The following is a 12,005-nucleotide window of genomic DNA, read 5'->3' on the forward strand; positions in this document are numbered from 1 at the left end:
CACAGAATGACGTAGAAAACCCGATTAGAGAAGGTCAAACGAACTTGAATAGTGAAAAGACCTTTAATCTGGAAACCCCATAGACTCAATAAGACCATGCCTTCTGCCACCGATGAGATCGATAATATCTCTGCTCGAGATATCGCTATTCTGAAGGCCCGTATCGAGCATCCAACTGCTTCGGTGCGAGTGCTAAGGGAACGATTGGAGGATGAGTATGGGATCTCGCTGTCGCATAATCGTGTAAACGATATCCTTCGTAACCTGAGTGATAAGGATGTGTTTCGGCAAGTTTCGCTATTAAATGAGAGCTTTTTTGAGTATCATCTTTTCCAAATCGCATTTCATTATCCTAACTTTGAGGATCGATGGGAAGAGTGCTATGACGATTTGATGAATGATCCCCACGTCTTAATGTTCTTCAACGCAGATGATTATCATCACTGGCAATTTATCGCTCGCTTCCGAAAGGACGAGAAAAGCGAAAGTTGGAAACACAAATTTTTCAAGAAGCATGGAGATTTAATCGCTCAGTTTGATTCTAGTGCTCTACCAGAAATACACAAATTCCGCAACGATACGGAAGTGCTTGAGCAAATTCTCCACGAAACAGACGAAGGAAAAAAGTTCGTAAAAAATAACGACGGGGAAACAGAGGACCGTGAAGAAGATATCGACGATGAGACAGAGCGGGTAGTCGCCACAGATGGTGGGGAACATGACTAGCACTTCGAGCAATGTCAACACATTCTAATACATCTTCGAATCGAAAGCAAATCATTAAACAACGACACAGAGAAGTCGCGAATAAGCTCCTCCCGTACTATACTGCTCAACTCTACATAGGAGGCAACTGGGTTGACAGTACCTCTGGACAGACACTCCAAACACGCGATCCAACGACGAGAGAAGTCCTCGCTGAAGTGCAAGCCGGGAACGAAGCTGACATCGATCGTGCGGTTGATGCTGCCTGGGAAGCATATGATGATTGTTGGAGTGCATATTCAACAGCAGACCGGCAGCAAATACTAACCGAAATCGCAGATCGTATCGAGACTCGAAAAGAAGAATTTGCAAAACTTGAATCGCTTGATAACGGAAAACCAATTACTGAATCACGTAACGATATCGATCTAGTAATCGATCACTTTCGATACTTCGCTGGTGCTGCGCGTTTCTTGGAAGGAAAAACTGTTCCCACAAATAACAGTAATCATATCCAGACAATTAAGGAGCCCTATGGGGTTGTTGGACAAATCACCCCCTGGAATTTTCCATTGCTTATGGCTTCATGGAAATTGGCACCGGCTCTTGCCGCCGGGAACACAATTGTGTTAAAGCCAGCTGAACAGACTCCTCTATCGATAATTAAATTTATCCGCGAAACAAGAGATGTTTTACCACCTGGTGTCGTCAATATTATTACTGGATATGGTGCCGAAGCAGGTGCTCCTCTTGTAAGCCATGACAATGTACGGAAAATTGCATTTACAGGATCAACTGAAGTCGGCCATGGAGTAATGAAGAACACTGCGAACACGATCACTGATCTTACGTTGGAGCTCGGTGGAAAAAGCCCCGTAATCGTATTTCCAGATGCTGATATAGAAAAAGCAGTAGCAGTCACGACTAAAGCATTATCTTTTAACGCAGGAGAATGCTGCTGTGCTGGGACTCGATTGCTAATCCATGAAGACATTTACGACCGATTCATTTCTGAATATATGGAGGAAGTAGGGAGCCTCATAATTGGTGATCCGCTCCTAGAAGAAACCGAACTCGGTCCAAAAGTATCACAGGCCGAGTTAGATAGAACGATGCGATATATTGGATGGGCAGAGGAGACGGATGCAGATATTCTAACCGGTGGAGGTCCTCCTGATGATGAAGCGCTCACTGATGGAAATTTCGTCGCACCAACCGTGATTTCAGATCTCGACCACAAAAGTAGGGTTGCACAAGAAGAAATATTCGGTCCCGTCGAAGCAGTGTTTCGGTGGTCTTCATATGACACGATGATCGAACTGGCGAATGACACGCGGTTCGGTCTGGCAGCAGGAATCATCACAGACAATTTGGATTCTGCGTATAAGACAGCACGCGATATCGAAGCGGGTAATATCTGGATCAACACCTACAATGAATTCCAAGCTGGTCAGCCATTTGGTGGATACAAACAATCTGGAACAGGTCGTGAGACTGCGTTTGAAACCTTAGAAGAGTATACCCAAACCAAGAGCATTAATGTCGGGTTCGAGTGAAAACTTTCGGTATCAGTCTCATCTTTTCACTTCGTTGGGCTCTGTTGAATCGCTGTAAGGCGGTGGATTTCACTGTTTGATGGCACGGTTGATGTTGTAGACGACACACATCAGGGCAATTTCACGGAACTCTCGATACCAGGTTCGCGCTCGCACGGCATAGCCGAGCGAGCGCTTGACGGCGGAGTTGACGGTTTCGGTCAGTGACCGCTGAGCGTATCGATCTTCGTCAATGGGGGCGTTGTGTGCGTGATCATATGGGGCGAAGATCCGGTGTTTGATCAGCGGGCGAATGTCGAGTTCACGGAGTTGTTGCTTGTCATAGCCCTTATCAGCGGCCAGAGACCGCAGATCGCCCGCGTTCCGGCGGGCGATCTGCTCACAGAGATCGGCGTCACTGCCGTCTAACGTCGTCGAGCAGTGAAGGTCGAACACAGCTTGCGTTGCTGTATCGACGAGTTTTGTCACTTTGAGCGTCTGAGCCCGATAATTCGTTCGGTGGCAGTAATGGCGGCTAGCACGATCTCGTTCATAGAACGTTGCATCGATCGCAGCGTGCTCAGAGAGATCGTGCAGTTGCGCCGACTGGCGCAGCAGCACTCGACAGACACTCATTTCGATCCGATCAAACGCCTTACACAGCGTGGATGGTGCGGGGAGATCGGCCTTGATGCGCCCGATCTCCCCTGTTATTTGCGGCATTTCCTTCAGCAGATCGATCGTCATTCGATAGGATGTATCGAGGTAAATCCGGAGACAATGCAGCGAAACAAGGGCATAGTCGGCGAATCCGCCACCACCGCTTGGGGCGGCGATTCGCCTCGTTCACCCGTAACACTTTGAGCAATCGAGACACAACGCTCGATGAAGCGGGAGATTTTCGTCATGGACACCGAAGTCTCCCCGCTTCAACTCCTTTGATTTACTGACCTTCCCCGACGCCGTCTAGTGATGCAACACAGCCCAATCGTTCCAGACGGACACCCACAGCAACGTGATTTCTCACGGTAGTCACCGACGTCCAGTGATTCACCAGAGCCTATGAGTGGGCTACGTCTGGCATCCAAACCGTCAGACCGATGACGACCGCCATGATCACGGCTAAGGCGATGTACCCCTGGTCGAAGTATCCGTGTTCAGCGATGACGCCGAAGATGACTGGACCGCCAGCAGCGAGCGACGCTGATACCGTTCGAACGACGCCGAGTCCCGACCCCTGCAGCTCGTCGGAGAACGAATCTGCGAGAAACGATTGGGTCACCGCGCCGGTCCCGAGCATCGTGCTGATGAGCGCGGTGATTCCGACGAGGAACCAGACGGTATCGAGGAGCGGAAGGAGGAAGAACCCCGCAACTGCCGGCAACAGGATGCCGACGAGCGATTTTCGCATTCCGATGCGATCGTACGCTGCGCCTGCTGCTGGCTTGACGAACACACCGACGGCGAAAAAGAATCCAAAGAGGACGCTTGCGGTTGACTGAGGGAGTTCCTTGACCTGCATGAGATATGTCGGATAGAAGGCAGTAAACGACTGCCAGATGAACATATAGAGAAACAAAATTGCGGTCATCAGCCCAATCGACGGTGTTCGAAGCTCTGCGAACACACCAAGTGTGTCACTAATCGATTGTGAGGAAGAGGACTGAACTCGTGTCGACTGTGGAGTAGACGTTGTAGCGATGACAATTCCAGCGAGGACAAGAAACGGTGTCACAAACCCGAGCCCGGCCTGCCAGGCAACCGCTGCAGCGAGCGTGCTTGCAATCGGTGGAAGTACCGTTTGTCCAATATCACCGGTCGCCATCGTCACACCGAGGGCGCTTCCGAGCCGCCCGGAGTACAAGTTCGAGAGAAACGTGATCCTGGCGATCGGGTACAGCGAGTGACCGAGTCCCCAGATTGCAGTGGCGAGAAACAGTACCACCGCTGAGGAGGACGTAATCACAAGACCGAGCGCCGCTGCGACGATAACCGTACTCGTCGCCATGAGTGCGCGCTCGTTGTATCTATCGGCGAGCATTCCCCCGGGTAACTGGCCGATCGCCGCAAAGAACCACAGAACACTCACCAACAGGCCCGAAACCGCGAGGCTCAGCCCGTATGCGGTCTCGAGATCAGGAATAATGATAGGGTAGACCATCCGCGTCCCGTTTAAGAGCCCCCAGCCGGCAGCAACTCCGGCAAGCGAGATTCCTTTTCCGTTATCCCACAATGCCGTCACTTCTCGTTTAAAGATAGTCCGAACATTCATTGAAGAGCGTATACGCGAAGTCTCGCCCATGAGGCCATAGTAGCTGGTTTCCGCCGCCCATCTTTCCTCTTCTCAACGAACTAACTCCACGGTTATCGGGGAACAACGACCGGTACCCGCTGTGGGCACGAGTTCAGCTCTGGCGAGCGCTCGCGCAGAGAGCGAGAGCCGGGTGCTGTCGATGAGCCGCTGAACGCGGTTTCCTGCGCTTCAGCCGGCTGCTGATATCGTCCCAACGTAAATCGTTATATGGCCTGTCGAATTGCAGGTCAACGCATAGAACGGGTCCCGACTAGAGCAACGTACTCATGGCAACCGTTGAAACGGTCCTCTCGTCAATTTTCAGTACTATTCCCGAACTTCATTCGGGTCAACTCGGATTACTCGCGGGTGCCCTCGTCGGCGTTCTCTATTGGAACGGGTATCGCCGGTCTTCGCTTTGTCTCCTTACCCTGTTCTATTTGCTGGCGCTGGGTATCGTTCCCGCTTCGACGAGAGGGCTTACAGTGGTTCAGGCCAAGCCGTGGTACTTCTGTTCGCTGTTGATTATCAGCTCGATCGGCGCGATCATCGGACGTGCCGTCTGGACGCGGCTACCGTTCTCGAACCAGCCTCGGTCAATAGAGGTCGAACGACAGGATTTCTGACGCTACTGTCTGCGCTTGCTTGTTGAGCCACCGCTTGTCTGGAAACTGGCCCGGATCAACCCCGTAGAAGCCCGAGAGAGCTGGTAGCAGCCTCGTTTTTGTAGAGGAGAGACTGTGTTAAGTCGAAAAAGGCGAGACGATATGCGGATACTCGCTAGATGAAAATGATCATAGTGATTGCTACTGAAGAATTTCGCAATGGCAGTATCCGCCCCATTGGTCCTCTTTCTTAGCGGTGGTGGTATCGAGGCGTTCGTTGAATCGGTGACAGGCTGGCCAGGAATGGGGATCATCTTCATCTACTCGTTTCTCATCGCATTTGCCCTCCCAGGCCCCAGCGAGGTCGTTCTCGGCGTCCCACTTGATCTCGGTCTCCCCGCGTGGGGACAGCTCGGGAGTATTATGATCGTAAGTGCGACCGGAAAGGCTGCGGGAAGCGTTTTCGCGTTCCATATCGGACAGGAAGCCAAACAAGCCGGGCCGCTTATTCGGTGGTTACGCCGATCCAGATGGAATATACTAGAGTGGTCAGAGAAACGCTCAGTACAGCTCGCACAGCAGTACGGGTACGCCGGGCTCGCGATTGCGCTGTCCGTGCCTTTCTTTCCCGATACGATATCGATATACGCGTTCGCCGCGCTCGAAACGAACTACGTGCGGTTCGCTATCGCGACGTTTCTGGGAAGCCTCGGACGGCTGCTCGTCACGGCTGGCTTCGTTGGGTGGCTCATTACGGTATTTTAAGGTGCTCCCCTCACCTCGGGCCGTCCCAAGCATCGTGGGTCGTCCCAAACATCGTTCGAAAGAACACGGGCACCCGACGATCAGCCCGCAGGCGCGAATCGATCCGAGTTTTCCACGTGCTCCGCAAACGTCTCGAGAAATCGAGCTGCGTCTGCGCCGTCGACGAGCCGGTGGTCGAAGCTCGGGTCGACGGGCAACCGATTGCGGAACACGACGCCGTCAGACCCGCGCTGTGCGCGCTCGTGGATCCGGTCGACGCCGAGAATCGCAATCTCCGACGGGTTACTGATCGGTGTGAACGAGTCAACGCCAAAGACGCCGAGATTCGAGACGGTGAACGTGCCACCGCGAAGGTCACGCATCGAGTACTCGCCTTCCTGAACTCGTTCGGTCAGTCGTCGCCGTTCCGTTGCGAGTTCAGCGAGGGATTTCGAATCGAGATGGCGGAGGACGGGGGTCACTAACCCGGCCTCGATATCGACGGCGATACCGATATTGTGCTCCTCGTACAGGACGTGCGTCTCGTCTTCGAACGTCGCGTTAACGGCCGGGTGTTCGCCAAGGGTCGCAGAAACTGCGCGGAGTACAAGGTCGAACACGGAGATGTCCGCATCGAGGGTCGCCGCTGCACTCTCGGTCGCCTGCAGTAGCGGTTCGGCGTCTATCTCTCGGCTTACAGTCACGTGAACCGCGTTCTGCGAACTCTCCTGGAGATGGTCCGCAATCGTCTGTCGCATTCGAGACAGTGGCCGCTCCCCGGAGACGGTCCGGCCGAGATGGGATTCCCCGGCGTTCGTCGCCGGTGCGTTGTCGGTTCGGTCCGAATGTGGGTTCGAATGCGGGCCCGGATCTGCGTCTGAATCGGAATCTGGGCCGGTATCGGTGTCGGTGTCTGGATCAGTGTCAGTCATACTTTCTGGAAACGGGCTCTAGACGAGCGACGGAACTACTCACGACGAATCCAGGCGATCGTCTCGCCCTTTTCGAACTCGTCGTCTTCGTCGAGGGCGATTTCATCGAGAGTACCGGACGCCGGTGCCGGCACGTCGACGCTCACCTTTTCGACCTGGAATTCACAGAGGGGGTCGCCCTCGTCGACGCGGGTTCCCTCGCTCGTGAACCAGTTGACGACGACGCCCTCGTTCTCGTCGGTATCCGCGGGCCAGATATCGGCCGTCTCGACGGCGACGCGGGGAGCGTTCGAACTCATTCGTCCGATCGAACGCGTCGAATCGCCGCCGTGATATCGTCGGTGTCCGGAACGACTTCGTCCTCCATCGGGCGCGCGTAGGGTATCGGGACATCCGGAAGTGCAACCCGTTCGACGGCGTCGAGAGCGGCGAGTTCAGCTTCAGCCACCCCTGCGATGATTTCGCCGGTGAGACCGTACGAACGGTAATCTTCGTCGACGACGACGAGTCGGCCGGTCTTCGCTACCGAGTCGCGGATCGTCTCGGTGTCGAGTGGAACCAGCGTCCGAAGATCGATGACCTCGACGTCGATTCCGTCATCAGCGAGAGAGTCAGCGGCCGCAAGCGCGCGGTGGACGTGCAATCCGAGTGTGACGACGGTCACATCAGCACCCTCACGTTTGATGTCGGCGTGGCCGAACGGAATCGTGTACGCCTCCTCGGGGACGCCCGTTTTCGGACCGTCCGGTGCGGGAAGCCACCCGATTCCCATCAACCGCTTGTGAAACAGGTAGACGACCGGATCATCGTCGCGGATCGCGGTGTGCAACAATCCCTTGGCATCGTAGGCCGTCGACGGGACCACAACCTTCATTCCCGGCAGATGAGCGAACGTTCCGTAGAGCGTCTGGGAGTGCTGTGCAGCGTCGTTGTACGTCCCACCGACGGCGGCCGTAAGAACCATCGGAACGGAAACAGCTCCCCCGCTCATGTAGGTGTTCTTCGCCATCTGGTTGTAGATCTGGTCCATGCCGACGCCGAAGAAATCGACGAACATGAGTTCGGCAATCGGCCGCATCCCCTCCTGTGCGGCACCGACTGCAGCCCCGATGTACGCCGTCTCACTGATAGGCACGTCCATGATGCGGTCATGGCCGAACTCGTCGAGGAGTCCCTCGGTGCTATCGAAGATGCCGCCGTAGTCCGCGACGTCCTCGCCCATGTAAAAGACGGCATCGTCCTCGCGCATTTCGTGGGCGATCGCTTCGACCATCGCCCGGCTCATCGTCAGCGAGCGATCCGTCTGTCGGTGCTCCTCTTGCTGGGCCATCAGTCCTCACCTCCCGTGTCCGCGACGGACGGAGCGCGTTCCGGGTCCTCGGACGGTGGCGACGAGAACACGTCCTCGTAGGCCGCCGATGGCTCGGGTTCGGGCTGTTCTTTCGCCCACTCGATGGCGTCGTCGACGCGCTCGCGGGCGCGAGAGCGCAGTTCATCGAGCGTCTCGTCATCGATATCGCTGGCTCGCAGTTTCGTTTCGAGACGTTCGATCGAGTCTCGCCGGGTAGCCGCATCCTTGTCCGCATCCGGGCGGTACCCTTCTGCGTCGCCCATGAAGTGACCCATGCGCCGATGGACCTGGACCTCGAGTAGCGACGGGCCATTCCCGTCGCGAGCGCGTCCGATGGCGTCAGTAGCGGCGTCAGAGATTGCGATCACGTCGTCGGCGTCGACGCGAGTGCCTGGAAGGTCGAATCCGGCCGCCCGTTGTGCCCCGTTCGTGACGTCGGTGACGCGTTCTTTCGGCATACTGATCGCCCAGTCGTTGTCCTCGATGACGAACACGACGGGCAGGTTCTGGACGCTCGCCAGGTTGAGCGATTCCAGAAACGCGCCCTGGTCGATCGCACCTTCGCCGAGGAACGCGACTGCGACGCTGTCGGTGTTCCGTTTTTTCGCGGCCAATCCGGCACCGACCGCCGGCGGGCAGCCCTCGGCGATGATCCCGCTACACGCGAAGTTGACGTCGGGATCGAAAAGGTGCATGTGGCCGCCTTTGCCGCCGCTGAGACCGGTCTCTCGTCCGAATATTTCGGCGGTCATGGCTTTCAAATCGACGCCCTTTGCAATCGCGATGTGGTGCGGCCGATGGGGCGCTGTAACCGTATCCTCGGCTCGCAAATGGTGACAGACGCCAACGCCGGATGCCTCGTGACCGGCCGCCAGGTGCAGTTCGCCCGGAATCGGACCAGCGGAGATATCGAAGGCGGGCTGTTTTCCCTCGAGATACTCCTCCTGCAGCCGTTCTTCGTAGTGACGCGCCATCACCATCGTTTCGTACATATCTTGTAATTCGGTAACAGACAACATGGTTCCCCTACAACTGAGGACGTGATTCGCCAAATAGCTATGCCAAGTAGTCGTTCAAACGGAGAGTTCAGACTGCTTCCTACCGCCTGAACGTCCCTTCAACGGCTGTGGTGAACCGCTCGGGGTCAAGTGATTCGAGAGAGCAAAACTCGCTCGTCATCACGGAAGAGTTTCGCTCTTCCGAACGGCCTCGAGGCATTCGGCCTGCTCCGCCAGTAGAGACGAGGATCGGAACGAGTTCAAAACGGAGGCATTCGCCGTGGAGTTCGACGCTCCTATGTGACACGCGGAGATTCAGCGATAACGAGTGGAAGGCAGTCAGTCCGGTTGTGCGACAGTCATAACTGGCACTGGAGCAGAACGGACCGTCTTTTCGGCAATGCTTCCGAGCAGTATTCGTTCAGTGCCGCGCTGTCCCGTCGTTCCCATGACGACGGCGTGGATCGCGGTCGACTCGATGGAATCGAGAATCGCCTCGGTCGGCGCGCCGCGTTCGACGTGTGTGACGACGTCTGGAATGTCGTGCGCCTTCGCTTCCGAGACGATATCGTCGATTGCATCGGTTGCAGCCTGGTCGCTATCCAGCCCGGAGACTGTCGATCCGAGGCCCAGTTCAAGGAGCGTCTCATCGACGACGGACAGGACGTGGACGGTTGCATCGAGTGACTCCGCGAGCGAGAGCCCGTAGTTGGCGGCGTGCGCTGCGGCGGCGCTCCCGTCCGTTGGAATGAGGATGTTCTCGTAGGGAAACGTCAACTGCTCGTCGGGTTGCATCCGTACTGTAAGCACCGGAAGCGAAGCGAGACGAACGACTTTCTCGGAGACGCTCCCGGCCAGGTATCTCGAAATCCCGTCGCGGCCGTGGGTTGGCAGGACGATCAGGTCGTGCTCGTAGCGGTCGGCGTACTCAACGATCGTCTGCGCTGGATTTCCCTGGACGACATCGGTGTCGTACGGAACGCCGAGACTATCCAGGGTCTTCGCCGCTTCATCGACGATCTCGTCACCTTTCCGAACGAGTGCGTCGACGACCTGGCCGTCGACGACGGTGACGCTATCCCTGGTCGTGTCGGCAACGAACAACACGTGGAGCGTCGCATCGGCCCAGTGTGCGACCTCGGCGGCGTGATGGATCGCCTCTGCAGCCCCGTCGCTTCCATCGAACGGAAGGAGGATATCCTCGTACATGCTCACGAGAAGGGATACGACCGCCATCGCTACAAACCTTGCACCAAAATCGGCGACTAGTTGAGTTGGTCGCATAACGTCTCTCATATAGTATGGGGCACTTTGATTCGATAAGTACAGAAATCTCAATTATTGGCCCGACCAGTCCGGCTCGTCATGATAGATTATAACGAGTTGGACAAGAAGATAGAGTGGCAAGAGGAAGATTACCAATAGTGAGACTGTACTACCAATATCTATAAAGATCGCATTTGTAGCATCTGAGACGGTTTCAAGGGTGATTACAGCCAATAAAAAGTGATGAGCGCGAGGAACCAATCTGTTCTCTCCATACATCAATTCAAAGATGTCTTCTGATACAAATATTTTGATTCGGTAAATACGCACACCAATTTATCGGCCAATGCACCGTCGAAGTGGCTGTAATCAACACCGCGGGACAACTTCGATACCCGCCTAGTTGGCCGCGCAGTTGTTCGGGCCGAGTTCGAGTTCAAACGCCGCCGCATCATCGAGCGTCTCCGCGCCGAGGTTGGCGGCGATAATCGTCTCGTAGTTGGCCGGTCGCGGCGGCAGATCCGCGGCGACGAACTCGATGAACTCGGTTTCGTCCATCGACAGTGCGGCCACCGTTTCCGTCAGGTCGCCGAGTGTCGCGGTGATTGCCCCATCGTCGGTCGGCGTCGCGGAATCGCTACCGTGTGCTGGGGCGACGATCGTTTCGGCCGGCTGCGTCAATACCGTTTGGGTCAGCGACTCGTACAGGGTCTGCGCTGCGTTTCTGGCCGCCGCAGGGTCTTCGAGGTCGGGGCGGGCAACGCTATCCGTGAAGAGTCCGTCGCCGGTGAACAGCACATTCTCGACCTCGTATGCGGTCATTCCCGCCGTGTGCCCGGGCGCGTGAATGACGTCGATATCGACGGTGCCAACCGAGAGCGTGTCGCCGTTTGCGACGGTATCGAAGGCCATATCGTAATCGACACCGCGGGCCGCAGCAGCCTCGGGTACGACTGCCGTCACCCCAGTCCGATCGGCGAGTTCACGAACGCCGGAGACGTGATCCGCGTGGATGTGGGTATCGAGCGCGTACGTCAGTTCGGCATCGAACGCCCGAACAGCCCGACGGTACTCGTCGGTAAACGCCCGTAGCGGATCGATAACCGCGGCTTCGCCGTCCGAAACAACGAGATACGCCAGACAGCCGCTCGAGGGGCGTCGGTACTGTGCTATCGTTGCATCACTGTCGGTGTCGAGCGTCGTGAACTCGTAGACGCGCGCCCAGCCTCGCATCCCGTGTTCGAGGTGGATACTATCATAGCCCGCTTCTTCGAGGAGGGCGGCGACGAGTTCGCTGGAGTCGCCTTTCGCACAGACGACCGTGATGGGCCGGTCATCAGGGAGTTTCGCGTGGAGCGTGTCCGGAATGCCCTCCAGGAGTTGGAAGTAGGGGTAGTGGACGACTTCGACGGTGGGGCCGTCGATGTGCCACGCGTCGAAATCCGCTGCCGAGCGGACATCGAGGAGGAAGACGTCCTCGTCGCTGTCGATCCGCGAGTGCAGTTCTGTCGGCGTGATCGATTCGATCGCGTCGGTGACACCAGTAGCTGTCATCGTCGTCCCACACTACAGACAG

General features: G+C 56.2%; 11 protein-coding genes and 1 pseudogene. 4 read left to right on the forward strand and 8 right to left on the reverse strand.

Annotation, left to right across the window (positions count from 1 at the left end):
* The first annotated feature begins 96 nt into the window (after window positions 1–96).
* Both SM755_RS20540 and SM755_RS20545 read left to right on the forward strand, forming a co-directional pair.
* Window positions 97–726, forward strand: a complete 630-nt coding sequence (locus SM755_RS20540; protein WP_323174303.1) for a helix-turn-helix domain-containing protein — start codon at window positions 97–99, stop codon at window positions 724–726.
* Window positions 727–737: 11 nt separating this feature from the next.
* On the forward strand, window positions 738–2,261 hold the full coding sequence (locus SM755_RS20545) for an aldehyde dehydrogenase family protein (RefSeq protein WP_323174304.1): 1,524 nt from the start codon (window positions 738–740) through the stop codon (window positions 2,259–2,261).
* A 69-nt stretch (window positions 2,262–2,330) separates the two neighbouring features.
* Here SM755_RS20545 and SM755_RS20550 read toward each other — a convergent pair.
* A pseudogene (locus SM755_RS20550) lies at window positions 2,331–3,148 on the reverse strand (IS5 family transposase).
* 152 nt (window positions 3,149–3,300) lie between these two features.
* Window positions 3,301–4,401, reverse strand: coding sequence for an MFS transporter (locus SM755_RS20555; RefSeq protein ID WP_323174353.1), 1,101 nt, complete (start codon window positions 4,399–4,401; stop codon window positions 3,301–3,303).
* A gap of 419 nt (window positions 4,402–4,820) precedes the next feature.
* Between SM755_RS20555 and SM755_RS20560 the strand changes: the two genes are divergently transcribed.
* A complete protein-coding gene (locus tag SM755_RS20560) occupies window positions 4,821–5,159 on the forward strand; it encodes a hypothetical protein (protein WP_323174305.1) in 339 nt (112 codons plus the stop codon).
* Between the two features lie 282 nt (window positions 5,160–5,441).
* A complete protein-coding gene (locus SM755_RS20565) occupies window positions 5,442–5,903 on the forward strand; it encodes a VTT domain-containing protein (RefSeq protein ID WP_323174306.1) in 462 nt (153 codons plus the stop codon).
* Window positions 5,904–5,983: 80 nt separating this feature from the next.
* On the opposite strand, the gene SM755_RS20570 is transcribed toward SM755_RS20565, so the two are convergent.
* From SM755_RS20570 to SM755_RS20595, 6 genes are all read right to left on the reverse strand, one after another.
* On the reverse strand, window positions 5,984–6,814 hold the full coding sequence (locus tag SM755_RS20570) for a 2-oxo acid dehydrogenase subunit E2 (protein ID WP_323174307.1): 831 nt from the start codon (window positions 6,812–6,814) through the stop codon (window positions 5,984–5,986).
* Window positions 6,815–6,849: 35 nt separating this feature from the next.
* Window positions 6,850–7,113 carry a lipoyl domain-containing protein gene (locus SM755_RS20575; RefSeq protein ID WP_323174308.1) on the reverse strand — a complete coding sequence of 88 codons (264 nt, stop codon included), beginning with the start codon at window positions 7,111–7,113 and terminating at the stop codon, window positions 6,850–6,852.
* A complete protein-coding gene (locus SM755_RS20580; RefSeq protein ID WP_323174309.1) occupies window positions 7,110–8,144 on the reverse strand; it encodes a pyruvate dehydrogenase complex E1 component subunit beta in 1,035 nt (344 codons plus the stop codon). The genes SM755_RS20575 and SM755_RS20580 overlap by 4 nt, the downstream gene beginning before the upstream one ends.
* Complete coding sequence (locus SM755_RS20585; RefSeq protein ID WP_323174310.1) at window positions 8,144–9,157, reverse strand: thiamine pyrophosphate-dependent dehydrogenase E1 component subunit alpha; 1,014 nt, start codon at window positions 9,155–9,157, stop codon at window positions 8,144–8,146. The genes SM755_RS20580 and SM755_RS20585 overlap by 1 nt, the downstream gene beginning before the upstream one ends.
* A 345-nt stretch (window positions 9,158–9,502) precedes the next feature.
* The gene (locus SM755_RS20590) at window positions 9,503–10,372 is read right to left on the reverse strand and encodes a universal stress protein (RefSeq protein WP_323174354.1); all 870 of its coding nucleotides are present in this window, start codon (window positions 10,370–10,372) and stop codon (window positions 9,503–9,505) included.
* A gap of 456 nt (window positions 10,373–10,828) precedes the next feature.
* Window positions 10,829–11,983 (reverse strand): MBL fold metallo-hydrolase, encoded by a 1,155-nt coding sequence (locus SM755_RS20595; protein ID WP_323174311.1) that lies wholly within the window; start codon window positions 11,981–11,983, stop codon window positions 10,829–10,831.
* Window positions 11,984–12,005 lie beyond the last annotated feature (22 nt).

The sequence above is a fragment of the Natrialba sp. PRR66 genome, assembly GCF_034808065.1.
Lineage (GTDB): Archaea > Halobacteriota > Halobacteria > Halobacteriales > Natrialbaceae > Natrialba > Natrialba aegyptia.

Excerpts from the sequence above, each read along its gene's own strand:
- SM755_RS20560 (WP_323174305.1), top strand. The coding sequence starts at position 4,821 with ATGGCAACCGTTGAAACGGTCCTCTCGTCAATTTTCAGTACTATTCCC.
- SM755_RS20570 (WP_323174307.1), bottom strand. The coding sequence starts at position 6,814 with ATGACTGACACTGATCCAGACACCGACACCGATACCGGCCCAGATTCC.
- SM755_RS20565 (WP_323174306.1), top strand. The coding sequence starts at position 5,442 with ATGGGGATCATCTTCATCTACTCGTTTCTCATCGCATTTGCCCTCCCA.
- SM755_RS20595 (WP_323174311.1), bottom strand. The coding sequence starts at position 11,983 with ATGACAGCTACTGGTGTCACCGACGCGATCGAATCGATCACGCCGACA.
- SM755_RS20585 (WP_323174310.1), bottom strand. The coding sequence starts at position 9,157 with ATGTACGAAACGATGGTGATGGCGCGTCACTACGAAGAACGGCTGCAG.
- SM755_RS20590 (WP_323174354.1), bottom strand. The coding sequence starts at position 10,372 with ATGTACGAGGATATCCTCCTTCCGTTCGATGGAAGCGACGGGGCTGCA.
- SM755_RS20580 (WP_323174309.1), bottom strand. The coding sequence starts at position 8,144 with ATGGCCCAGCAAGAGGAGCACCGACAGACGGATCGCTCGCTGACGATG.
- SM755_RS20540 (WP_323174303.1), top strand. The coding sequence starts at position 97 with ATGCCTTCTGCCACCGATGAGATCGATAATATCTCTGCTCGAGATATC.
- SM755_RS20555 (WP_323174353.1), bottom strand. The coding sequence starts at position 4,401 with ATGGTCTACCCTATCATTATTCCTGATCTCGAGACCGCATACGGGCTG.
- SM755_RS20545 (WP_323174304.1), top strand. The coding sequence starts at position 738 with ATGTCAACACATTCTAATACATCTTCGAATCGAAAGCAAATCATTAAA.
- SM755_RS20575 (WP_323174308.1), bottom strand. The coding sequence starts at position 7,113 with ATGAGTTCGAACGCTCCCCGCGTCGCCGTCGAGACGGCCGATATCTGG.